At 52.6% G+C, this 22,978-nt stretch carries 16 protein-coding genes, 1 tRNA gene and 3 pseudogenes; 17 read left to right on the top strand and 3 right to left on the bottom strand.

The genetic code is table 11. From position 1 onward, the window contains the following. The first annotated feature begins 33 nt into the window (after positions 1-33). Positions 34-324, top strand: a complete 291-nt coding sequence (locus tag P4S53_RS21320) for an ArsR/SmtB family transcription factor (protein ID WP_027253089.1) — start codon at positions 34-36, stop codon at positions 322-324. A gap of 102 nt (positions 325-426) precedes the next feature. Here P4S53_RS21320 and rpsT read toward each other — a convergent pair whose 3' ends face one another. Then, a complete protein-coding gene (gene rpsT, locus P4S53_RS21315; RefSeq protein WP_027253088.1) occupies positions 427-687 on the bottom strand; it encodes a 30S ribosomal protein S20 in 261 nt (86 codons plus the stop codon). A gap of 209 nt (positions 688-896) precedes the next feature. On the opposite strand from rpsT, the pseudogene murJ reads away from it, so the two are divergent. The 9 genes and pseudogenes from murJ to carB all read left to right on the top strand — a co-directional run bounded on the left by murJ (position 897) and on the right by carB (position 14,396). Further along, a pseudogene (murJ, locus tag P4S53_RS21310) lies at positions 897-2,454 on the top strand (murein biosynthesis integral membrane protein MurJ). A gap of 133 nt (positions 2,455-2,587) precedes the next feature. Continuing rightward, positions 2,588-3,562, top strand: a complete 975-nt coding sequence (gene ribF / locus P4S53_RS21305) for a bifunctional riboflavin kinase/FAD synthetase (protein ID WP_120511636.1) — start codon at positions 2,588-2,590, stop codon at positions 3,560-3,562. Beyond that, positions 3,559-6,390 (top strand): isoleucine--tRNA ligase, encoded by a 2,832-nt coding sequence (ileS, locus tag P4S53_RS21300; protein WP_337114265.1) that lies wholly within the window; start codon positions 3,559-3,561, stop codon positions 6,388-6,390. Before ribF ends, ileS begins: the two co-directional genes overlap by 4 nt. Next, entirely contained in the window at positions 6,390-6,905 is a 516-nt protein-coding gene (gene lspA / locus P4S53_RS21295) for a signal peptidase II (protein ID WP_337114264.1), read from the top strand. The genes ileS and lspA overlap by 1 nt, the downstream gene beginning before the upstream one ends. 136 nt (positions 6,906-7,041) lie before the next feature. Continuing rightward, complete coding sequence (gene fkpB, locus P4S53_RS21290) at positions 7,042-7,476, top strand: FKBP-type peptidyl-prolyl cis-trans isomerase (protein ID WP_027253083.1); 435 nt, start codon at positions 7,042-7,044, stop codon at positions 7,474-7,476. A 66-nt stretch (positions 7,477-7,542) separates the two neighbouring features. Then, on the top strand, positions 7,543-8,493 hold the full coding sequence (ispH, locus tag P4S53_RS21285; protein WP_337114263.1) for a 4-hydroxy-3-methylbut-2-enyl diphosphate reductase: 951 nt from the start codon (positions 7,543-7,545) through the stop codon (positions 8,491-8,493). 176 nt (positions 8,494-8,669) lie between these two features. Then, a complete protein-coding gene (gene dapB / locus P4S53_RS21280) occupies positions 8,670-9,479 on the top strand; it encodes a 4-hydroxy-tetrahydrodipicolinate reductase (RefSeq protein ID WP_337114262.1) in 810 nt (269 codons plus the stop codon). 530 nt (positions 9,480-10,009) lie between these two features. Beyond that, complete coding sequence (carA, locus tag P4S53_RS21275; RefSeq protein WP_337114261.1) at positions 10,010-11,149, top strand: glutamine-hydrolyzing carbamoyl-phosphate synthase small subunit; 1,140 nt, start codon at positions 10,010-10,012, stop codon at positions 11,147-11,149. Positions 11,150-11,165: 16 nt separating this feature from the next. Beyond that, entirely contained in the window at positions 11,166-14,396 is a 3,231-nt protein-coding gene (carB, locus tag P4S53_RS21270; RefSeq protein ID WP_337114260.1) for a carbamoyl-phosphate synthase large subunit, read from the top strand. Positions 14,397-14,518: 122 nt separating this feature from the next. On the opposite strand, the gene dacB is transcribed toward carB, so the two are convergent. Further along, the gene (gene dacB, locus P4S53_RS21265) at positions 14,519-15,931 is read right to left on the bottom strand and encodes a serine-type D-Ala-D-Ala carboxypeptidase (protein WP_337114259.1); all 1,413 of its coding nucleotides are present in this window, start codon (positions 15,929-15,931) and stop codon (positions 14,519-14,521) included. A 385-nt stretch (positions 15,932-16,316) separates the two neighbouring features. Between dacB and greA the strand changes: the two genes are divergently transcribed. Then, positions 16,317-16,790: a transcription elongation factor GreA gene (gene greA / locus P4S53_RS21260; protein WP_192015579.1), complete on the top strand. Its 474-nt coding sequence runs from the start codon at positions 16,317-16,319 to the stop codon at positions 16,788-16,790. Between the two features lie 85 nt (positions 16,791-16,875). On the opposite strand, the gene yhbY is transcribed toward greA, so the two are convergent. Further along, positions 16,876-17,172, bottom strand: a complete 297-nt coding sequence (gene yhbY, locus P4S53_RS21255) for a ribosome assembly RNA-binding protein YhbY (RefSeq protein WP_027253076.1) — start codon at positions 17,170-17,172, stop codon at positions 16,876-16,878. A gap of 179 nt (positions 17,173-17,351) precedes the next feature. Between yhbY and rlmE the strand changes: the two are divergent. From rlmE to P4S53_RS21225, 6 genes and pseudogenes are all read left to right on the top strand, one after another. Continuing rightward, positions 17,352-17,980 (top strand): annotated as a pseudogene (gene rlmE, locus P4S53_RS21250) (23S rRNA (uridine(2552)-2'-O)-methyltransferase RlmE). A gap of 50 nt (positions 17,981-18,030) precedes the next feature. After that, positions 18,031-19,988, top strand: a pseudogene (gene ftsH / locus P4S53_RS21245) (ATP-dependent zinc metalloprotease FtsH). A 134-nt stretch (positions 19,989-20,122) separates the two neighbouring features. Then, on the top strand, positions 20,123-20,983 hold the full coding sequence (folP, locus tag P4S53_RS21240) for a dihydropteroate synthase (protein ID WP_337114258.1): 861 nt from the start codon (positions 20,123-20,125) through the stop codon (positions 20,981-20,983). After that, complete coding sequence (gene glmM, locus P4S53_RS21235) at positions 20,976-22,313, top strand: phosphoglucosamine mutase (protein WP_337114257.1); 1,338 nt, start codon at positions 20,976-20,978, stop codon at positions 22,311-22,313. Before folP ends, glmM begins: the two co-directional genes overlap by 8 nt. Before the next feature lie 223 nt (positions 22,314-22,536). After that, positions 22,537-22,872: a preprotein translocase subunit SecG gene (gene secG / locus P4S53_RS21230; protein WP_337114256.1), complete on the top strand. Its 336-nt coding sequence runs from the start codon at positions 22,537-22,539 to the stop codon at positions 22,870-22,872. A gap of 11 nt (positions 22,873-22,883) precedes the next feature. Continuing rightward, positions 22,884-22,968: transfer RNA gene (locus P4S53_RS21225), tRNA-Leu, on the top strand. The last annotated feature ends 10 nt before the right edge of the window (positions 22,969-22,978 follow it).

Below are 22,978 nucleotides of genomic sequence, written 5' to 3'. Positions count from 1 at the left end.
TAGATAAATCACTGAAGTTCAAGCGGTGGGAAGATGGAAACCATAACGTTACATCACAGTGCTCCTCAGGCAGTCTCTTTGCTTAAGGCTATGGCGAATGAGCGGCGGCTGCTGATTTTATGCTATTTGCTGGAAGGAGAGTTGTCGGTTGGAACGATGAGTGACCGTCTGGAATTAAGCCAGTCGGCCTTGTCACAGCATCTTGCCTGGCTAAGGCGTGATGGCCTGGTGGCGACACGTAAAGAGTCGCAGACTGTGTTCTACAGGCTGAGAAGCCAGGAAGTGAAGTCGATGATTCAGCTGTTGCAGCAAATGTACTGCTAAACACTGATTGCCAGTCTGGGACAAGGTGTTCAAGTAAATCGCGAATATAAAAAAACCGGCCATAGCCGGTTTTTTTATTGCTGTAGCATCAATGCACTGAAATTACAGGGCGTTGATTTTTGCAGACAGGCGCGCTTTATGACGAGCAGCCTTGTTTTTGTGAACCAGGCCTTTAGTAGCCATACGGTCCATAACAGGTTGCATGTCAGCGAAGGCCTTAACGGCGGCTTCTTTATCGCCTGCTTCAATAGCAGCAACAACTTTTTTGAAGAAAGTGCGCATCATAGAACGACGGCTAGCGTTGTGCTGACGACGTTTTTCAGAAGTGATTGCACGTTTCTTAGCAGATTTGATATTTGCCAAGGGTGTAACTCCCAAATTCTTGGTATGGTGACAATTTAAGGCCGAGGAATATGCCTCTAAAACCGAACAATGTCAAATGATTTGTGCAAATAACAGCCGCGCCATTGAAATTGGCACTTGTGCATTAACACGGTTAATATGGCGGCAGATTCTACCAGCATTTGGCTCTGCAAGTCACCTTTCTGGGCCATCTTTTATGAGGTTTTTTTGTGAGTAAGCGTCTTTTGCGCTCCGGGCTGATTGTCAGCAGTATGACTTTAGTATCTCGCGTCATGGGTTTAGTGCGAGATGTCGTGGTAGCAAACCTGATGGGAGCCGGTGCGGCTGCCGATGTTTTTTTCTTCGCCAATAAGATTCCCAACTTCCTTCGCCGCCTGTTTGCCGAAGGGGCTTTCTCACAAGCCTTCGTTCCCGTGCTGACCGAAGCGCATGCGGCGGGTGATAAAGACAAGACCCGTGAGCTTATCGCCCGGGTGTCCGGTACGCTGGGGGGGATAGTGACCCTGGTCACCTTGTTGGGCGTATTGGGTTCCGGGGTAATTACTGCCCTGTTTGGTGCCGGCTGGTTTATTGACTGGCTTAATGACGGGCCGGCAGCGCCGAAGTTTGAGCTGGCAAGCCTGTTGCTGAAAATCACGTTTCCTTACCTGTGGTTTATCACTCTGGTCGCTTTGTCGGGAGCCGTCCTCAATACCTTAGGGAAATTTGCCGTTTCTTCGTTTACCCCGGTATTTCTCAATATCTCCATTATTTTATGTGCCTGGTGGATATCGCCGAATCTGGAACAGCCTGAGATCGGACTGGCGCTGGGCGTTTTTCTGGGCGGTTTAGTGCAGTTTCTGTTTCAGTTGCCCTTTCTTTACCGGGAAGGGGTGCTGGTACGTCCGCGCTGGGGATGGCGCGATCCCGGCGTGGTGAAAATCCGCACTCTGATGATCCCGGCCCTGTTCGGTGTGTCAGTGAGCCAGATTAACCTGCTTTTTGATACCTTCATCGCCAGCTTTCTGATGACGGGATCCATCAGTTGGCTGTATTACTCAGACCGGCTGCTGGAATTTCCTTTGGGGCTGTTTGGGATTGCCATTGCGACCGTGATCCTGCCGGCTTTGTCGCGCAAGCATGTCGATCAGAACCGGGAGCATTTTGCTCACACCATGGATTGGGGGTCAGAATGGTACTTCTGCTCGGTTTGCCTGCTATGCTGGGGCTAATGGTGCTGGCGAAGCCTATGCTGATGGTACTTTTCATGCGGGGGAATTTACCCCCAATGATGTCGAGCAGGCGGGTCTGTCACTGCTGGCTTACGCGTCTGGGCTGCTGAACTTTATGTTAATCAAAGTGCTGGCGCCTGGGTACTACGCAAGACAAGACACCCGTACCCCGGTGCGCTATGGCGTGATTGCGATGGTCACCAACATGGTATTCAATGCGATTTTTGCCTATTTCTTAGGCTATGTAGGCCTGGCGCTGGCAACGGCCTTGTCGGCATTGGTCAACGCCGCACTCTTGTACCGCGGCCTGCACCGTGCCGGGGTGTACCGGATTTCACGTACGACGTTTGGATTTGTGCTCCGCTTGGTTGTTGCCGGCGTGGCGATGGTGGGCGTGCTGTTATGGTTGTCGCCGGATATGACGCACTGGCTGGCATTGGGTCTGGTTCAGCGCGTGTACTGGCTGACTGGCCTGATAGGGATTGGTGCCGTGACTTACCTGTTATCACTGACGGTGACAGGTGTCCGTTTGCACCACCTGCGCAGCGAAAGCTAAGGTGCGCGATACGGATTATGGCCGGCACGCAATTGAGGCAAAAAAGTACATCTTACGGCGCGCATGGTTTTAACCCTGTTGCGCTCTGGTATATAATCCGTCAGTTTTTGACTTTGGTAATGATTAGCTGCAGATGGAATTGATCCGAGGAATTCATAATATCCGGCCCGGTCACCACGGCTGTGTTCTGACAATTGGCAACTTTGACGGGGTCCATCAGGGCCATCTGGCCGTGCTGCGTCAGGTACTGGAGCAAGCCCGGCGATTAGGGGTTCCTTCGACCGTGATGAGTTTCGAGCCTCAGCCCATGGAGCTGTTTGCCAAAGACAAGGCGCCGGCAAGGCTGACCCGTTTTCGCGACAAGTATCAGCAGCTCAGCCATGCAGGCATAGATCGCCTGTTGTGTGTCAATTTCAACGCCCGCTTTGCCGCGATGGCACCGGAAGATTTCGTCCGTCGCTTGTTGGTGGAACAATTGGGTGTTAAGTTTCTGGTTGTTGGAGACGATTTTCGCTTCGGCAAAGGCCGCAGCGGTGATTTTGCCATGCTGGAGGCCGCCGGGCGTGAATTCGGCTTTGAAGTTGTCAGTACCCAGAGTTACTGTGTGGATACTCAGCGCGTGAGCAGTACGGCAATCCGCGAAGCGCTGGCCAGTGATGACCTGGCTTCAGCGGAAGCCATGCTGGGTCGCCCGTACAGCATTACCGGCCGGGTGTCACATGGTCAGAAGCTGGGCCGGACCATCGGCTTCCCAACGGCCAACGTGCCGCTGAAGCGCCGGGTGTCACCGGTTTCCGGAGTGTATGCCGTTGAAGTGCTGGGGGTGGCGCAGCAGCCATTGCCCGGGGTGGCGAATATCGGCCGCCGACCGACAGTGAACGGCGAGCGTCAACAACTGGAAGTCCATTTATTTGATTATCAGTCTGATATTTATGGTTGTCAGATTGAAGTGGTGCTACACCACAAATTACGAGATGAAATTAAATTCGCCTCCTTTGATGCGCTGAAAGCGCAAATCGAGCGTGATGCCCAGACTGCGCGGGTGTGGCTGTCTGAGCATCGTCAACATGTCCAACTTCGCCCAAGTAACGGAATTGAGAATCAATGAGCGACTATAAAGATACCCTGAACCTGCCTGAAACAGGGTTTCCGATGCGAGGCAACCTGGCGCAACGCGAGCCTGCAATGCTTAAGCGTTGGTATGACGAGGATCTCTACGGTGAAATCCGTAAAGCCAAGAAAGGTAAAAAATCTTTCGTACTGCATGACGGCCCTCCATATGCCAATGGTGATATTCATATTGGTCACGCACTGAACAAGATTCTCAAAGACATTATTATCAAGTCAAAGTCGATGTCCGGCTTTGACGCGCCTTACGTGCCGGGCTGGGATTGCCATGGTCTGCCGATCGAGCTGATGGTTGAGAAAAAAGTCGGTAAACCCGGCCATAAAGTCTCTGCCGCCGAGTTCCGTGAAAAATGCCGTGCCTATGCAGCCGGTCAGGTTGAAGGCCAGAAAGAAAGTTTTATCCGCCTCGGTGTCCTGGGTGAATGGGACAAGCCTTACCGCACGATGGATTTCGCGACCGAAGCCAACATCATTCGTGCCTTAGGCAAAATTGCCGATAATGGCCACCTGCTGAAAGGGTTCAAACCTGTTCACTGGTGTACCGACTGTGGTTCAGCGCTGGCTGAAGCCGAAGTGGAATACAAAAACAAGGTCTCGCCGTCCATCGACGTGAAATTCAAAGCCGTTGATGAAGCTGAAGTTTTAAGCAAATTTAATCTGGCCAGTGGTCATCAGGGACAGGGCGATGTGTCCATTGTGATCTGGACCACCACGCCTTGGACACTGCCGGCCAACCGTGCGGTCGCTGTGCGTGACGATCTGGAATATGTCCTGATCCAGGTGGAAGGCGAGCAGCCTCAGCGTCTGATTGTGGCCGCTGAACTGGCAAAAGATGTGATGGATCGTGCCGGCATCGAGCATTTCCACAATCTGGGCTTCTGCAAAGGCATCGAGCTGGATCTGCTGCGCTTTAACCATCCGTTCTACAGCTTCGATGTGCCAGTGATCCTGGGTGATCACGTGACCACCGAATCCGGTACCGGTTGTGTGCACACAGCGCCAGGTCACGGTCAGGAAGACTTTGTGGTCGGTCAGAAGTATGGTCTGGAAGTGGCAAACCCGGTTGGCAGTAACGGTGTCTACCTGCCGGATACCGAGCTGTTTGCCGGTCAGCATGTCTTCAAAGCTAATGACGCAGTGGTTGAGACGCTGAAAGAACACGGTGCCTTGCTGCATCATCACTCTTATGAGCACAGCTATCCGCATTGCTGGCGTCACAAGACCCCAATCATCTTCCGTGCCACCCCGCAGTGGTTTATTTCCATGGATCAGAACGGTCTGCGTGCCAAAGCGCTGGAAGAAATCAAAGGTGTTCAGTGGATGCCTGAGTGGGGCCAGAGCCGTATCGAGAGCATGGTTGAAGGTCGCCCTGAGTGGTGTATCTCACGTCAGCGCACCTGGGGTGTGCCGATCGCACTGTTCGTCCATAAAGAAACGCAGGAACTGCATCCGGACAGCCTGGCGCTAATTGAAAAAGTGGCTCAGCTGGTGGAAGAAAAAGGCATCCAGGCGTGGTGGGATCTCAATCCTGCCGAGATCATGGGTGAAGCCGATGCTGAGCAATACGAAAAAGTGCTCGATACCCTGGATGTCTGGTTCGACTCCGGTGTCACCCACTATGCCGTGGTTGATCACCGCGAAGAATTCAATGGCAATGCAGCCGATCTGTATCTGGAAGGCTCTGACCAGCACCGTGGCTGGTTCCAGTCTTCGCTGATCTCATCGGTGGCGATGAAAAACAAGGCCCCTTACCGTCAGGTACTGACCCACGGTTTCGTGGTGGATGGCCAGGGCCGTAAGATGTCGAAATCTATCGGTAACGTGGTGGCGCCAAAAGATGTCACCAATAAGCTGGGCGCTGACATTCTGCGTCTGTGGGTGGCATCGACTGACTACACGGGCGAAGTGGCGGTGTCGGATGAAATCCTCAAGCGCAGTGCTGATGCTTACCGTCGTATCCGTAACACGGCGCGTTTCCTGCTGGCTAACCTGAGCGGCTTCAACCCGGCCACCGACTGTGTGCCGGCTGAAGAGATGGTCGCGCTGGATCGCTGGGCGGTCGCGCAAGCGAAAGCGGCACAGGATGAAATCATCAAAGCGTACGATGAATACAACCTGCACACAGTGACCCAACGTCTGATGCACTTCTGTTCGATCGAAATGGGCTCTTTCTATCTCGATGTGATCAAAGATCGCCAGTACACCGCCAAACGCGGGGGCCATGCCCAGCGCAGCTGCCAGACCGCTTTGTACTACATTGTCGAAGCGCTGGTTCGCTGGATGGCGCCAATCATGTCTTTCACCGCCGATGAAATCTGGAATGAGATGCCGGGCGAGCGTGATACCTTTGTCTTCACCGGCGAGTGGTTTGAAGGCCTGTTTGCGCTGTCTGACAATGAGGCATTCAGCAACGAATTCTGGACTGAGATCCAGGCGGTTCGCGGCGCGGTGAACAAACTGCTGGAAGAAGCGCGTAACGAAAAACGTATCGGTGGTGCGCTGCAGGCTGAGGTAACCCTGTTTGCAGAACCTGAGCTGGCAGCCAAGCTCAGCAGCCTGGAAGACGAACTGCGCTTTGTGCTGCTGACCTCCAAAGCCCAGGTGGCTTTGGCTGATGCGAAACCTGCAGAGGCCAAAGCAACAGACGTGGCCGGCTTGTCGGTGCTGGTGACAGCTTCGGAAGCAGCCAAGTGTGACCGCTGCTGGCACCATGTGGCCGATGTTGGCACCATTGCCGGCCATGAAGAAATTTGTGGCCGCTGTGTGACCAACATCGACGGCCAGGGTGAAGAGCGCAAGTTTGCCTGATGAGTAATTTACCTGCTTTGAAGCAATCCGGAATTCGCTGGCTGTGGCTGGCGGTTCTGGTCTTTGCCATCGATATCGGTACTAAGCTGCTGGTAATGGACACCATGGGTTATGGCTGGCCGAACCGCATTGAAGTCTTGCCCTTCTTTAATTTGCTGTATGTGCACAACTACGGCGCGGCCTTCAGCTTTCTCAGTGATGCCAGCGGCTGGCAGCGTTGGCTGTTTACCGCCATCGCCTTAGGGGTGACTGCGTTACTCATGGTCTGGATGCGTCGCACACCAGCCAGCCACACTCTGGTCAATTCTGCTTATGCGCTGATCATAGGTGGTGCACTCGGCAACCTGTTTGATCGCCTGTACCATGGCTTTGTGGTGGATTTTCTCGATTTCTATATCGGGCAGCACCACTGGCCGGCGTTTAATATTGCCGACTCGGCAATTTGCGTTGGCGCGGGTCTGATCATTCTGGAAGGCTTACTGGCCGGAAAGAGCAAGACCAAAGCCAGCCAGTAAGGCGTTCAGGCTCACGAACCAAGCGCTGCTCGTTGCGATGGGCGGCGCTTTATTGTAAAAAGCGATGGATTTATCCGGTAAGCATGAAAATTAAGGCCTGCCGTAGCACTCAGTAATTCGAAATCAGGATGTATGTATGTCGGTCATCACGCACAACAGTGAAGTTTTAATGCACTTTTCCATCAAGCTGGAAGACGGCTCTGTCGCGGAGTCGACTCAGTCTATGGGGAAACCGGCTAAGTTTCGGATGGGCGATGGCAGCCTGACTGACAACTTTGAACGTTGCCTGCTTGGTCTGGCGCAGGGCGAGAAAAACCAGTTTGTGCTTGAGCCGGAAGATGCGTTCGGTATGCCGAACCCTGACAATATCCATCATGTTGATTTAACCCGCTTTGGCTCTGACGCTCCGGCAGAAGTCGGCGCTATCATTGCATTCAGCGGCCCGGACGGGCAGGATATCCCTGGTGTGATTACCGCTGTGGTCGGTGATTCTGTCACTGTTGATTTCAATCATCCGCTGGCCGGCCAGCGGGTGACCTTTGATGTTGAAGTGGTCAGCATCGAAGGGTAAACCCATATCCGCTCCCGGCCCTAATGAGATCAGGAGTGGAAGGATGAAGGTAAAGAGTCCTCAGATATGAAAATCTTACTTGCTAACCCTCGTGGCTTCTGTGCCGGTGTTGATCGGGCAATCAGTATCGTTGAGCGTGCGCTGGAGCTGTATCAGCCGCCTATTTACGTGCGCCATGAGGTGGTTCACAACCGGTTTGTGGTTGAAGGACTGAAACAGCGTGGGGCAGTCTTTGTCGAAGAGCTGAGCGAAGTGCCGGATGATAATATTGTTATTTTCTCTGCTCACGGGGTGTCTCAGGCTGTTCGCAATGAAGCGAAAGCGCGCAAGTTAACCGTGTTTGATGCGACATGCCCTCTGGTCACCAAAGTCCATATGGAAGTGGCCCGCGCCAGTCGCCGCGACATGGAAGTGGTATTGATCGGCCATGCCGGTCACCCTGAAGTCGAAGGGACGATGGGCCAGTACGCCAGCGATACGGGCGGTATGTACCTGGTTGAAACCCCGGTCGATGTTGACAAGCTGAAAGCTGTGGTGAGAGATCCGGGTAACCTGCACTACGTCAGCCAGACGACTTTGTCGGTGGACGAAACCGCAGAGGTTATTGATCGCTTGCGACAGGTCTTCCCGGATATTCAGGGGCCGCGTAAAGATGATATCTGTTACGCAACCCAGAATCGCCAGGATGCTGTGCGTGAAATGGCCGCCAGCGTTGATGTGATGATAGTGGTAGGGTCAAAAAACTCCTCCAACTCCAATCGCCTGCGTGAATTAGCAGAAAAACTGGGTACCCCAAGCTACCTGACGGACTGTGCCGAAGATGTCGATGCCAACTGGCTGACCGGCAAAGCGAGTGTGGGCGTGACAGCGGGAGCCTCGGCACCGGAAGCGCTGGTTAACCAGATTATCGCCCGAATTCAGGCACTGGCAGGTGGCGAAGTGGAAGAGCTGAGCGGCTGCGAAGAAAATATGTTTTTTGAAGTGCCGCGGGAATTGCAGGTCAAAAATGTAGGCTAAGCAGCCCGTCGCAGGATTATTTCTGGAACCCCGGTCATACCGGGGTTTTTTTCACCGTTATACAGGCTAGATTAATGGGCTGTTTATCTTTCATGGTCTTGGCGTGTAGGCCGGTCAATCTGGCCCTGAAAGATAAACAGACCTTCATCTGCTGAATGTTTTAAGGAGAAACAGCTATGGTCAGAATCGCGATTGCCGGTGCGGCAGGGCGAATGGGACGCCAGTTACTGAAAGCGACAGCACAGTCTGAACAGGCACAGGTGGGTGCGGCGACTGAGCGTCCTCAGAGCAGCCTGATCGGCGTTGATGCCGGCGAACTGGCGGGGATTGGCAAGCTGGAAGTGGCTGTGGTCGATGATATTGAAAAAGCGATCAATGATTTTGATGTGCTGATTGATTTCACAGCGCCAGTCGCAACACTGGCGAATCTGGCGCTGTGCCAGCGCCATCATAAGAAAATTGTCATTGGAACAACCGGCTTTAGCGAAGAAGAAAAAGCCCGGATTGATGCTGCCGCCAGTCAGATAGCCGTTGTCATGGCCCCCAACTACAGCGTAGGCGTCAACCTGACGTTCAAGCTGCTGGAGAAAGCGGCCAAGATCATGGGGGATTACTGTGATATCGAAATCATAGAGGCCCACCACAGACATAAGGTCGACGCACCTTCCGGCACGGCGCTGGGCATGGGCGAGGCCATTGCCGGCGCAATGGGGAAAAAACTGAGCGATGTCGCTGTCTATGCCCGCGAAGGGATCACCGGAGAGCGCAGCCGCGATGAAATCGGCTTCGCGACGATTCGCGCCGGCGACATTATCGGTGAGCATACGGCGATGTTTGCTGATATTGGCGAGCGGGTCGAAATCACTCACAAAGCGACAGACCGGATGACATTTGCCAACGGTGCCGTCCGCGCAGCGGCCTGGCTGGATAAGCAACCGGCAGGTTTTTATACCATGCAGGATGTGCTTGGCCTGAACGATCTGTAAATCACTTCTGTCACACTGCAGTCGGTTCCGGCTGCAGTGTCCTGCCCAGACCTCTGTTTTCATCCACCTTCGTTTTGCATAAATCATCAAATTGAACGAGAAAGCATTCTTGTTGCGCCCTTCGCTGTAAATCCAAGGGTTTGCTTGCTTTTTTGTTTGCTTGTTATGCCTTATGTCCTCCTGAGCTCTGAAAATAGGTGTTATGTTGCCTGATTTCTGTGCTTTACCCGCTTGATAATTTGTGGTGTGCGTTTGGCTGGCTTGGCAAACGGTTGCCTGAACATGCAGCCCGGAAGGCCGATGGAAAAAGGCAGGAAAAGATATGCTTTCTCTGGTTTGGTGTCTTAAGCGGCCGGAGTGGTCGATATTTAAAATTTAATTTCCCCCTGTTGTTGACAGTTTGGGCATGGATCACTAGAATGCGCGCAATTTGTCAAAATTCGGCTTGACTGGGGTTTTGACTTTCTATGGAATGGGTAAGTGCAATTTTATCTGTTTTATTTGCGTTTTTATGAAGATTGGAGGTTGTCTTGAACAAATCGGCGCTGTTAGTCCTTGAAGACGGGACTGTGTTCCACGGCGTATCCATCGGTGCAGATGGTTCGGCCGTTGGTGAAGTTGTTTTCAATACCTCGATGACGGGGTACCAAGAAATTCTCACTGACCCCTCTTATTCTCAACAGATTGTCACTCTCACTTATCCCCACATTGGCAATACCGGAACCAATTCCGAAGACGAAGAATCTACTGCAATCCACGCGCAAGGCCTGGTAATTCGCGACCTCCCTCTTATTGCTTCAAACTTCCGCTCCCAGCAGACCCTGTCTGATTATCTGAAATCTCAAAACATTGTTGGTATCGCTGACATTGACACCCGTAAGCTGACCCGTCTGCTGCGTGAGAAAGGCGCACAGAATGGTTGCATCATGGCGGGGGACAATCTCGATGCCGCGCTGGCGCTGGAAAAAGCCAAAGCCTTTCCTGGCCTGAAAGGGATGGATCTGGCGAAGGTGGTATCGACCAAGGAAAGCTACAGCTGGGCGCAGGGTTCCTGGACGCTGGAAGGCGGGCTGCCGGAAGCCAAAGAGGCCGGCGAGTTACCTTACCATGTGGTGGCTTATGACTTCGGTGCCAAGCGTAATATCCTGCGCATGCTGGTTGACCGTGGTTGCCGCCTGACTGTGGTACCGGCAGAAACCTCAGCAGAAGAAGTGCTGGCGATGAATCCGGATGGCGTCTTCCTGTCGAATGGCCCGGGCGACCCGGAGCCTTGTACTTACGCGATTGAAGCGACGAAAACATTTCTGGACAAAGGCCTGCCTGTGTTTGGCATCTGCCTGGGACACCAGATCCTGGCGCTGGCAAGCGGTGCCAAGACAGTGAAAATGAAATTTGGTCACCACGGTGCCAACCACCCGGTCAAAGATCTGGACCGCAATGTTGTGATGATCACCAGCCAGAACCACGGTTTTGCGGCTGATGAAGACACACTGCCGAATAACCTGCGTGCGACCCACAAGTCGCTGTTCGATGGCTCCCTGCAGGGCATCCACCGTACCGACAAGCCGGCTTTCAGCTTCCAGGGCCACCCTGAAGCCAGCCCGGGCCCGCATGATGCGGCACCACTTTTTGACCACTTTATCGACCTGATTAAACAGCACAGCGCCTAAGCCGGAGTAGTAAACGATGCCAAAACGTACTGACATACAAAGTGTTCTGATTCTGGGTGCCGGTCCTATCGTGATTGGCCAGGCGTGTGAGTTTGACTACTCAGGTGCTCAAGCATGTAAAGCGCTGCGTGAAGAAGGTTACCGCGTTATCCTAGTGAACTCGAACCCGGCCACGATCATGACCGATCCGGAAATGGCGGATGCGACTTATATTGAGCCGATCCACTGGGAAGTTGTACGCAAGATCATTGAAAAAGAGCGTCCTGATGCCGTCCTGCCGACGATGGGCGGCCAGACCGCGCTGAACTGTGCGCTGGATCTGGAGCGCTACGGCGTGCTGGCCGAATTCGGCGTAGAAATGATTGGTGCGACGGCTGATGCGATTGACAAAGCTGAAGATCGCTCGCGCTTTGATAAAGCCATGAAGTCGATTGGTCTGGAGTGCCCGCGCGCCGATACCGCGAAAACCATGGAAGAAGCCTACAAAGTCCTCGATATGGTCGGCTTCCCTTGTATAATCCGCCCGTCTTTCACCATGGGTGGTACAGGTGGTGGTATCGCCTATAACAAAGAAGAATTTGAAGAAATCTGTCGCCGTGGTCTGGACTTATCACCGACCAATGAACTGCTGATTGACGAGTCACTGATTGGCTGGAAAGAGTACGAGATGGAAGTGGTTCGTGATAAGAACGACAACTGCATCATCGTCTGCGCCATTGAAAACTTCGATCCAATGGGTATTCACACCGGTGACTCCATCACAGTCGCGCCAGCCCAGACGCTGACGGACAAAGAATACCAGCTGATGCGTAATGCGTCGCTGGCGGTACTGCGTGAAATCGGTGTGGAAACTGGTGGTTCAAACGTTCAGTTCGGGATTAACCCGAAAGATGGCCGTATGGTTATCATTGAGATGAACCCGCGTGTTTCCCGTTCGTCTGCCCTGGCCTCGAAAGCGACCGGCTTCCCGATTGCCAAAGTGGCCGCCAAGCTGGCGATCGGTTTCACGCTCGATGAGCTGATGAACGACATCACGGGTGGCGCAACACCGGCTTCGTTCGAACCAACCATCGACTACGTCGTGACTAAGATCCCACGTTTCAACTTTGAAAAGTTCGCGGGTGCGAACGACCGTCTGACCACTCAGATGAAGTCTGTGGGTGAAGTGATGGCCATCGGCCGTAACCAGCAGGAATCACTGCAAAAAGCACTGCGTGGCCTGGAAGTGGGTGCCAATGGCTTTGATGAAATGGTGGATCTGGACGATCCTGAAGCGCTGACTAAGATTCGCCACGAGCTGAAAGAAGCCGGTGCTGAGCGTATCTGGTACATCGCCGATGCTTTCCGTGCCGGGTTGTCTGTGGATGGTGTCTTCAACCTGACCAATGTCGACCGCTGGTTCCTGGTACAGATCGAAGAGATCGTCCAAATGGAAGCCAAGGTCAAAGAAGATGGCTTTGCGGGTCTGACCGGTGATTTCCTGCGTAAACTGAAGCGCAAAGGTTTCTCGGATGCCCGTCTGGCGAAACTGCTGGGTGTGGCTGAGCTGGAAATTCGCAAAGAACGCGACCGTCACGATATCCACCCGGTTTACAAGCGTGTGGATACCTGTGCGGCTGAGTTCTCTTCAGATACCGCTTACATGTACTCGTCTTATGATGAAGAATGTGAAGCCAACCCGACCGATCGTGACAAGATCATGGTGCTGGGTGGCGGCCCGAACCGTATCGGTCAGGGGATTGAATTCGATTATTGCTGTGTCCATGCGTCTCTGGCGCTGCGCGAAGACGGTTACGAAACCATTATGGTGAACTGTAACCCAGAGACAGTCTCCACTGACTACGACACCTCAGATCGTCTGTATTTCGAACCTGTGACACTGGAAGATGTCCTGGCGATAGTACGCGTCGAGAAGCCTAAAGGTGTGATTGTTCAGTACGGTGGTCAGACACCGCTGAAACTGGCGCGTGCACTGGAAGCGGCCGGTGTGCCGATTATTGGTACCAGCCCGGATGCGATTGACCGCGCCGAAGACCGTGAACGTTTCCAGGCCGCTGTTGAGCGCCTGGGCCTGAAGCAACCGGAAAATGCGACAGTCACAGCGATGGAACAGGCTGTTGAGAAATCGAAAGAAATCGGTTTCCCGCTGGTGGTGCGTCCTTCGTATGTACTGGGTGGTCGTGCGATGGAAATCGTTTACGACGAAAATGACCTGCGCCGTTATTTCAACGAAGCGGTCAGCGTATCAAACGAATCGCCTGTGCTGCTGGATCGCTTCCTGGACGATGCCACGGAAGTGGATGTGGATGCCATCTGCGACGGCGAGCGTGTGGTGATCGGCGGTATCATGGAGCATATCGAGCAAGCGGGTGTTCACTCAGGTGACTCAGCCTGTTCGCTGCCAGCTTATACCCTGAGCCAGGAAATTCAGGATGAAATGCGCCGTCAGGTTGAGAAGCTGGCGTTTGAGCTCGGTGTTCGCGGCCTGATGAATACCCAGTTTGCGGTTAAAGACAACGAAGTGTACCTGATTGAAGTTAACCCGCGTGCCGCGCGGACAGTACCTTTTGTCTCCAAAGCCACGGGTGCTCCACTGGCGAAAATCGCTGCACGTGTGATGGCCGGTCAGACACTGGAACAGCAAGGTTTCACCAAAGAAATCATTCCGCCTTACTACTCAGTGAAGGAAGTGGTGCTGCCTTTCAACAAGTTCCCGGGTGTCGACCCGCTGCTTGGCCCTGAAATGCGCTCAACCGGCGAAGTGATGGGTGTGGGCGATACGTTCGCGGAAGCCTTCGCTAAGGCTGAACTGGGCTGTGGTAAAGAGCACAGTCGTGAGAATGCCGGCCGCGCACTGCTGTCTGTCCGTAATAACGACAAACGCCGTGTGGTCGACCTGGCTGCTAAGCTGGTGAAGCTGGGTTACGAGCTGGATGCGACCCACGGTACTGCTGTGATTCTGGGCGAAGCGGGTATTAACCCACGCCTGGTGAACAAGGTGCATGAAGGCCGTCCTCATATTCTTGACCGTATCAAGAACAACGAGTACAGCTATATCATCAACACCGCAGAAGGCCGTCAGGCGATTGAAGATTCTAAAGTGTTGCGCCGCGGTGCGTTGCTGGAGAAGGTGAATTACACCACGACCCTGAACGCTGCGTTTGCCACCTGTATGGCACTGACTGCGGATGACCGCAATAAGGTGACCTCAGTGCAAGAGCTTCACGCAAGATTGAACAAGGCTTAACAGCCCGCTGATAAAGCAGCGAAACCCATAGCAAGCCCGTCGTTGTGAAACGACGGGCTTTTTTTCGTGTTATTTTTTGCACGCGATGATGACGTCAGTTCGCGGTTCAAGGCTGAATCTGGTTAAAACGACTCATACAGATCTGTATATAGCTGACGTTCGAACCTGAAAATCTCCGGCATGATAGCCGGGGCATCTTCTGTTTTTTCTGGTGGCAGATAGTTCGTGACAAACTGAACAAATAATAAGGGTTTGCCGGATTTGGCTGTCATCACGCCGGCTAAATTGAACGTGCCGTAGAGTGAGCCAGACTTTGCGGCCAGCCGGTTTTTCAGCGGCTCATGCCGGATACTCTGGCGGTAACGCAGGGTGCCCGTTTCGCCAGAAACGGGCAAATCAGCAAGCAAGTTCAGGCTGTCATTATGCTGGTAGATGTAAGTCATCACTTTCATCATGTCGCTGGCCATGATGCGGTTGTCCCGGGATAAGCCAGAACCGTCGGCCAGCACCGCCCGGCTCAGATCGATCCCGGTATGCTCAGCGATGATCTGCTTGATTGCTTCGGTGCCATTGTGAAAGCTGCCCGGTTGATCGTAGAAGCGCTGGCCCAGCGTTTTGGCAAGGTTATCGGCAATCAGGTTGTCAGAATCTTCCAGCATGACTTTCAGCAATGCCGGCAAAGGTGCTGAGCTGTGGCTGGTGATCAGCTGGCCTGTCTGAGTGTCATCGCGCAGGATTTCGCCCTCAAATGCTATGCCCCTTCTGTCGAGCTCTTGTAATAGCACATCGCGGACATAGGCCTCGGTATCCACGACTGCAAAATTCAGTGGCAAGGGCTTCTCCCGCTGCGGCAGGCAGCCGTTGAGCTGATAATGGTTGCCGGGCCGGGTTTGCAGCTCCAAAGAGCAGAAGGTGGATTTTTGCTGATCTTTGCTGACGACTTTGGCCAGGCTGGTGGCACTGATTGGCTGATGGGCTGGAATATGAAGCCGGGTCGGCTGGCCCAGTGGCCGGTCACTGTATAAGGCCGCCTGAACGCAGTTGTGTTCCAGGGTGATACTGCTGGACGGGGCACTGTAACAGACGCCAAGGCTATCCCAGGGCCAGCCTGATGCTTGTTCGTAGCCGGTAAACTGGCTGCCGTTGAGGTAGATATTCCCTTTGATGCGATGGACACCTTTTTGTTTCAAAGTGTGCAGCATGGCAGCAAGATCGTCACGCGTTAGCGTCGGATCGCCACTGAAACGGATAATATAGTGCTCTTTGTTCTGCTCTAGCCGGGTGCTAAAACGAAAGTTCTGCGCCAGGTACAGCCTGGCTGCTAAGGCCGTCAGCAGTTTCTGAGTGCTGGCGGGGGCCTGCAATTGTTCAGCGCGCTGGCTGAAAATGGTGTTGCCCGTTGCCGGGTCCGTAATAATGAGAGCCAGATCATGCCCAGAGGGGAGTGATGTCATCGCCGCATCAGGAGAAAACTCGGCAAATGCCGAATGGGATAACACGAGTGCCGCGAAAAATAAGCCAACTTTGTTTTTCATAATGGTGACGAGCCGTTGTAAACCTAACTGGCAATCATAGGGGGTAAGAGAGCGGGGTGGCAATGAAAGATCGTTAATATCCTGTAAGATATGATGTCATATCCCGAATACCACTGCCCCTGTACATCAGGGAATCAGACAAAGGCGGCTTCTGGCGCCCGCCCTGCGAAATTGGGCAGGGCGGTAAGCGACGGAATGTGATGGATAGACAGCGACTAAACCGCAAGCTGTAGACAGAGGTTGCATCCGAGGCCGTGTATTAGGTATCTTGTTAGGCAGAAAAGCCGTTTCTTCTATTCATGCGTTAGCCCAGACTTGTGCTGGGCTGGCTTTTTTTGTCCGAAAAGCAATCCTGCTTTTCTGGCGTTTCGAGGTAGATTACTTTATGGAAAAGATCCCAATGACAGTCCGCGGCGAACAGCAGCTGCGTCAAGAGCTGGACGCCTTGATGAAACGTCGTCCACAGATTACAGAGGCCATTGCTGAAGCTCGTGAGCTGGGTGACCTGAAAGAGAATGCGGAGTATCACGCGGCCCGAGAGGAGCAGGGGATCTGTGAAGCACAGATTCGCGATATCGAGTATAAGTTGTCTGTGGCTCAGGTCATTGATGTCACCAAGATGACGAATCACGGAAAAGTGATTTTTGGCTCCACAGTGACTTTGCTGGATGTGAATACTGACGGTGAAGTGACTTACTGCATCGTAGGGGATGATGAAGCTGACATTAAGAAAGGTCTGATTTCGGTTAATTCGCCCATTGCACGGGGTTTGATTGGCAAACAGGAAGGTGATGAAGTCAGTATTGCCACCCCTGGTGGCCGAAAAGAGTTTGAGATCGAGAAGGTTGAGTACGTTTAAAGGTCAGGGCCGGGTGCTTTATTGTTAATAAATGTAACAGCAACCGGGCCTTGAAAAGTAAAAAAGGCCGCGTTGGCGGCCTTTTTTATTTGCGGGGAAGCTCGATTTTCCGGTCTTCCGACTGACGGTACAGCACCAGGATATTACCGATAACCTGTACCTTTTCTGCCTGAGTTTCACGAACGATGGCATCGACAATCAACAGCTTGGTTTCGCGTTCTTCCGCGGCAACCTTCACCTTGATCAGTTCATGGTGGTTCAGGGCCAGTTCGATTTCTGACAGCACGGCTTCAGTCAGGCCGTTAGCGCCCATCAGGACGACAGGCTTGAGGCTGTGAGCAAGGCCTTTCAGGTATTGCTTCTGTTTGGTGCTTAGATTCATGGTGACTCAATATCTATAACAAGGGTTGAAAACAGGGTATTCTAACGCCATCTAGTCAATATGACTAACGTTGTTTCGTTACGCTGGTGTTCCTGCCAACTCTGGGCCACAGTAAAAGTAGTACTGCTGAACCAGAACAGGAACCATCGGCTGTTGGGTTGATTCGCATTGGGTAATGCATGAGTAAAAAGAAACATTCTGCCAGTTCCGGACGCTGGCTGAAGGAACATTTTGATGATAAGTATGTCATGGAAGCCCAGAAAAAGGGTTACCGTTCCCGAGCCATTTTCAAACTGGAGGAAATCCAGAGCAAAGATAAATTGTTAAAACCAGGGATGACAGTTGTCGATCTGGGTGCTGCACCCGGGGGTGGTCTCAGTATGCGGCCAGTGTTGTTGGCGATTCAGGGCAAGTAATTGCCTGTGATATTCTGCCAATGGATTCTCTGCCTGGTGTGAGCTTTTTACAGGGCGACTTCCGTGAAGAAGCTGTGCTGGATGCATTACTTGAGCGAATTCAGCCAGATATGGTTGATGTTGTTTTGTCTGACATGGCGCCGAACATGAGTGGTAATCTGGCGTCAGATCAGCCTAGAGCAATGTATCTTGTTGAACTAGCATTAGATATGTGCAGGCAGGTGCTTGCGCCCAATGGAAGTTTTGCGGTAAAAGTTTTCCAGGGCGAAGGCTTCGATCAGTATCTGGCCGAAGTGCGCAGCATGTTCAAGGCAGTTAAAATCCGTAAACCAGACTCATCCAGGGATCGCTCCCGTGAAGTCTATATTGTGGCTACAGGTTATAAACTGTAGTACCCTACATTCATCTTTAAAGTTATCGCGAGGTTAACACCTTGAGTGACATGGCAAAAAACTTGATTTTGTGGTTAGTCATCGCCGTGGTGCTGATGTCTGTTTTTCAGAGCTTCGGTCCGGGAGATAGTGCTGGCCGTCAAGTCGACTATACGACTTTTGTCCGGGAAATCGGTCAGGATCAGATTAGGGAAGTACGGTTCAGTGATCGTGAAATCACGGTATTTAAGCGTGATAACACCCGTTATGTGACTTACTTGCCTGTCCTGAATGACCAGAAATTGCTGGACGATCTGATTAATGCCAACGTAAAAGTGGTTGGGACACCTCCTGAAGAGCCGAGCTTACTGGCTTCTATCTTCATATCCTGGTTCCCGATGCTGTTACTGATTGGGGTGTGGATCTTCTTTATGCGCCAGATGCAGGGCGGCGGTGGCAAAGGTGCCATGTCGTTCGGCAAGTCTAAAGCGCGCATGATGAGTGAAGACCAGATTAAAACAACGTTCAACGACGTTGCCGGCTGCGATGAAGCCAAAGAAGACGTGAAAGAGCTGGTGGATTACCTGCGTGATCCCAGCCGCTTCCAGAAACTGGGGGTAAAATCCCAACCGGTGTGCTGATGGTCGGTCCTCCTGGTACGGGTAAAACCTTACTGGCTAAAGCCATCGCCGGTGAAGCGAAAGTCCCATTCTTTACTATCTCTGGTTCTGACTTCGTCGAAATGTTTGTCGGTGTGGGTGCATCCCGTGTCCGTGACATGTTTGAACAGGCTAAGAAAGCGGCGCCTTGTATTATTTTCATCGATGAAATTGATGCAGTAGGTCGTCAGCGTGGTGCGGGCGTCGGTGGTGGTCACGATGAACGTGAGCAGACACTGAACCAGATGCTGGTGGAAATGGATGGTTTCGAAGGTCACGAAGGTATTATCGTGATTGCAGCGACCAACCGACCAGATGTTCTGGACCCGGCTCTGTTGCGTCCAGGTCGTTTTGACCGTCAGGTCGTTGTCGGTCTGCCCGATGTGCGTGGCCGTGAACAAATTCTGAAAGTACACATGCGTAAAGTACCGCTGGATGGGGATGTCGAACCATCACTGATTGCCCGTGGTACGCCAGGCTTCTCTGGTGCCGATCTGGCCAACCTGGTGAATGAAGCGGCGCTGTTTGCAGCCCGTGGCAACAAGCGTACTGTGTCTATGGTGGAATTCGAACTGGCGAAAGACAAAATCATGATGGGCGCTGAGCGTAAATCGATGGTGATGTCTGAAGAGCAGAAAGAATCGACTGCTTATCACGAAGCGGGCCACGCCATTATCGGCCGACTGGTACCGGATCATGACCCGGTTTATAAAGTGTCCATTATCCCTCGGGGTCGTGCACTGGGTGTGACCATGTACCTGCCGGAGCAGGATCGCGTCAGCCACTCCAAAGAGTATCTGGAGTCGATGATTTCCAGCTTGTACGGTGGCCGACTGGCAGAAGAGCTGATCTACGGGGTAGAAAAAGTCTCTACCGGTGCGTCAAACGATATTGAGCGTGCCACTGATATTGCCCGTAAAATGGTCACTCAGTGGGGCTTCTCGGATAAACTGGGTCCTCTGTTGTACGCAGAAGACGAAGGTGAAGTATTCCTGGGCCGTTCAGTGACGAAGACAAAACACATGTCTGATGACACTGCTCGTACTATTGATACTGAAGTCCGTGCCATTATCGACCGTAACTATGAGCGTGCGCGTGAAATTCTGGCAAGCAATATGGATATTCTTCATTCAATGAAAGATGCGTTGATGAAGTATGAAACCATCGATGCGGGTCAGCTTGACGACCTGATGGAGCGTAAATCCGAGATTCGCGCACCGAAAGGCTGGGGTGACAAAGACGACACCCTGAAAGCAGAAGCGCCTGAGTCACAAGACAAAGCCAGTGATGCGACACACGACAAGCCGGCTGAAAAGCCTGAGCAGGTTCAGTCACACCACAGCGAAGAAAACGATAAACCGCAGGCCTGATGCCTGGCGGTGAATATAAAACCCCGGGGCGACTCGGGGTTTTTTGTTTCTGTGGTGTCAGATATTCTCAGTTGTAAAGAAACAAGCGAGCCTCGGGATAGTATGAGCGCTCCCCCAGTCAGGAGTAATGGGCCTTGTTACTGAAAAGCAAAGAAAAAACGTTAGACCTTTCTTACCCTCATACCATGGGAATCCTCAATTTCACCCCGGATTCATTTTCTGATGGTGGTCAATTCAATCAGCTGGACGACGCCTTAAGACATGTTGAAACCATGCTGGCCGTCGGAACCAGTATCATTGATATTGGCGGTGAATCGACACGACCCGGAGCGGCGGATGTGTCAGTCGCGGAAGAGCTCGATCGTGTTGTGCCTGTTGTGGAAGCAATCGCCCAACGTTTTGATTGCTGGATCTCTGTGGATACCAGCAAGGCGCAAGTGATGACTGAAACCGTCAACGCCGGGGCCGATTTAATTAATGATATTCGCGCACTGCTTGAGCCGGGCGCGATGGAAGCCGCTGCAGCTGCCGGCGTCCCAATTTGTTTAATGCATATGCAGGGGCAACCGCGTACAATGCAGCATCAGCCGCATTATGATGACCTGCTGTCAGATGTGAATACGTTTCTTACGGAGCGCATTCAAGCCTGTGAAAAAGCCGGTATTCGTCGTGATCAACTGTTGCTGGATCCGGGGTACGGTTTTGGTAAAACCCTGGAGCACAATTATCAGTTGCTGGCACATTTGGAGCAGTTCCATCAGTTTGGTTTACCACTGCTGGTCGGAATGTCCAGAAAATCCATGATTTGTAAATTACTGAATAAAACACCTGCGGAAGCGCTGGCAGGCAGCCTGGCCTGCGCTGCAATTGCAGCAATGAAGGGCGCCCAGATTATCCGTGTCCATGATACCCGTGAAACACAGGATGTCCTGGCTGTCTGCCGTATGACGCTTGAACAGGACAATAAAGCGCTAGGAGCGAAGATTAATGGCTGAACGTAAATATTTCGGCACCGATGGTGTCCGTGGCCGTGTTGGCCAGTCACCCATCACCCCTGAATTTGTCTTGAAACTGGGCTGGGCGGCGGGCCGTGTCTTGTCACAGCAGGGCACCAAAAAAGTTATTATCGGCAAAGATACCCGCATCTCCGGTTATATGCTGGAATCGGCTCTGGAAGCCGGATTGGCCGCCGCAGGTTTGCAGGCCGCATTTACCGGGCCAATGCCGACACCTGCCGTAGCGTATCTGACGCGGACATTTCGTGCCGAAGCTGGCATTGTGATTTCGGCCTCTCATAACCCCTATTATGACAACGGTATCAAGTTCTTCTCGTCTGAGGGGACCAAACTGCCTGACGCAGTAGAAGCGGCCATTGAAGCAGAAATGGATAAAGAACTGGTCTGTGTTGAATCGGCCAGTCTCGGCAAAGCTTATCGGATTAACGATGCGGCCGGCCGTTATATCGAATTTTGTAAGGGCACGTTTCCATCTCATTTGAGCCTGGAAGGCTACAAGGTTGTGGTCGACTGCGCCCACGGTGCCACTTATCACATTGCACCGAACGTGTTCCGCGAGCTGGGTGCGGAAGTGATCACGCTGGGCTGCGAGCCAAATGGTATCAATATCAACGCCGAGGTCGGGGCGACGGATGTCCGCGCATTACAAGCGAAAGTCCTGCAGGAAAAAGCGCATTTCGGTATTGCCCTGGACGGTGATGGTGACCGGGTGATCATGGTTGATGAAGACGGTAACAAGGTCGACGGTGATCAGATTGCCTATATCATTGCCCGTGATGCGTTGCGCCGTGGTGAGCTGAAAGGGGGCGTCGTGGGGACATTAATGACCAACCTGGGGATGGAGCTGGCGCTGAAAAACCTGGGGATCCCGTTTGTTCGCGCTCAGGTCGGCGATCGCTATGTGATGGAAGAGCTGGTGAAAAACCAGTGGACCATAGGCGCGGAAAACTCTGGCCATGTCATCGTGCTGGACAAGGTAACCACAGGCGACGGCATCGTGGCAGGTCTGCAGGTGATGGCTTCGATTGTCAGCAGCAAGCTGTCACTCAAGTCGCTGTGCGAGGGGCTGACAATGTTCCCGCAAGTGCTGGAAAATGTACGTTTCGCTGGCGATTCCAATCCATTGGAATCTGAGGCGGTACTGGCCGCAAAAGCAGCCGCAGAAGCTAAACTCGGTGAGCGGGGTCGCGTATTATTGCGTAAGTCTGGCACTGAACCGCTCATTCGTGTCATGGTTGAAGGTGAAGACGGTGCTCTGGTGAGCGATTCGGCCATGTCGATTGCTGCTGCTGTGAAAGAGTGCTGTTAACAGTTTGCCTTGAAAGGGATTCCGGATTACAGGTCTGTAACCGGAATCCTTCTGAGTAAACTGTTTATTTATTACACAAGCGATTCATCAATCACTACAATCTGAGAAAAATCGCTTGTCACTCCTGTCGGCATTCGCTAGTATTCCCTCGCTCCTGACAAAGGGGTGCGCTGGCACTGCTGTTGCAAAGCCGGCACAACACTATGGAACATAGGTGGAACCCATGTACGAAATTCTACTTGTGATTTATCTGTTGGCTGCGCTTGGTGTAATTGGCCTGGTTCTGGTTCAACAGGGTAAAGGCGCAGATATGGGAGCCTCATTCGGGGCTGGTGCATCAGGAACTTTGTTCGGTGCCAGCGGCTCTGGTAATTTTTTAACCCGAATGACTGCAATTTTTGCAACTGTATTTTTTGTGATCAGCTTGGTTCTGGGCAATTTAAGCTCAAAACAAGCGGATGCAACAAGTGGCTGGGAAAACTTAAGTGCCCCAGCACAACAAGAACAAGCTGTTGATACAACTGAGAAAGCGCCTGTAAATAGCGATATTCCTCAGTAATTAACAGATTTGCCGAGATGGTGAAATTGGTAGACACGCTAGCATGAGGTGCTAGTGCCGTAAGGTGTAGGGGTTCAAGTCCCCTTCTCGGCACCATTGTTTCCCG

This window comes from Photobacterium sp. Hal280 (genome assembly GCF_037162255.1).
Taxonomy (GTDB): domain Bacteria; phylum Pseudomonadota; class Gammaproteobacteria; order Enterobacterales; family Vibrionaceae; genus Photobacterium.
Note: the sequence above shows the minus strand (reverse complement) of the source record. Positions and strands in the feature narration are given on the sequence as shown.

Bases quoted from the DNA above. Each gene is read 5' to 3' on its own strand.
- lspA (WP_337114264.1), top strand. From the start codon at position 6,390: ATGAGTAATTTACCTGCTTTGAAGCAATCCGGAATTCGCTGGCTGTGG.
- yhbY (WP_027253076.1), bottom strand. From the start codon at position 17,172: ATGAATCTAAGCACCAAACAGAAGCAATACCTGAAAGGCCTTGCTCAC.
- dapB (WP_337114262.1), top strand. From the start codon at position 8,670: ATGGTCAGAATCGCGATTGCCGGTGCGGCAGGGCGAATGGGACGCCAG.
- carB (WP_337114260.1), top strand. From the start codon at position 11,166: ATGCCAAAACGTACTGACATACAAAGTGTTCTGATTCTGGGTGCCGGT.
- greA (WP_192015579.1), top strand. From the start codon at position 16,317: ATGGAAAAGATCCCAATGACAGTCCGCGGCGAACAGCAGCTGCGTCAA.
- dacB (WP_337114259.1), bottom strand. From the start codon at position 15,931: ATGAAAAACAAAGTTGGCTTATTTTTCGCGGCACTCGTGTTATCCCAT.
- ileS (WP_337114265.1), top strand. From the start codon at position 3,559: ATGAGCGACTATAAAGATACCCTGAACCTGCCTGAAACAGGGTTTCCG.
- fkpB (WP_027253083.1), top strand. From the start codon at position 7,042: ATGTCGGTCATCACGCACAACAGTGAAGTTTTAATGCACTTTTCCATC.
- secG (WP_337114256.1), top strand. From the start codon at position 22,537: ATGTACGAAATTCTACTTGTGATTTATCTGTTGGCTGCGCTTGGTGTA.
- glmM (WP_337114257.1), top strand. From the start codon at position 20,976: ATGGCTGAACGTAAATATTTCGGCACCGATGGTGTCCGTGGCCGTGTT.
- P4S53_RS21320 (WP_027253089.1), top strand. From the start codon at position 34: ATGGAAACCATAACGTTACATCACAGTGCTCCTCAGGCAGTCTCTTTG.
- ribF (WP_120511636.1), top strand. From the start codon at position 2,588: ATGGAATTGATCCGAGGAATTCATAATATCCGGCCCGGTCACCACGGC.
- ispH (WP_337114263.1), top strand. From the start codon at position 7,543: ATGAAAATCTTACTTGCTAACCCTCGTGGCTTCTGTGCCGGTGTTGAT.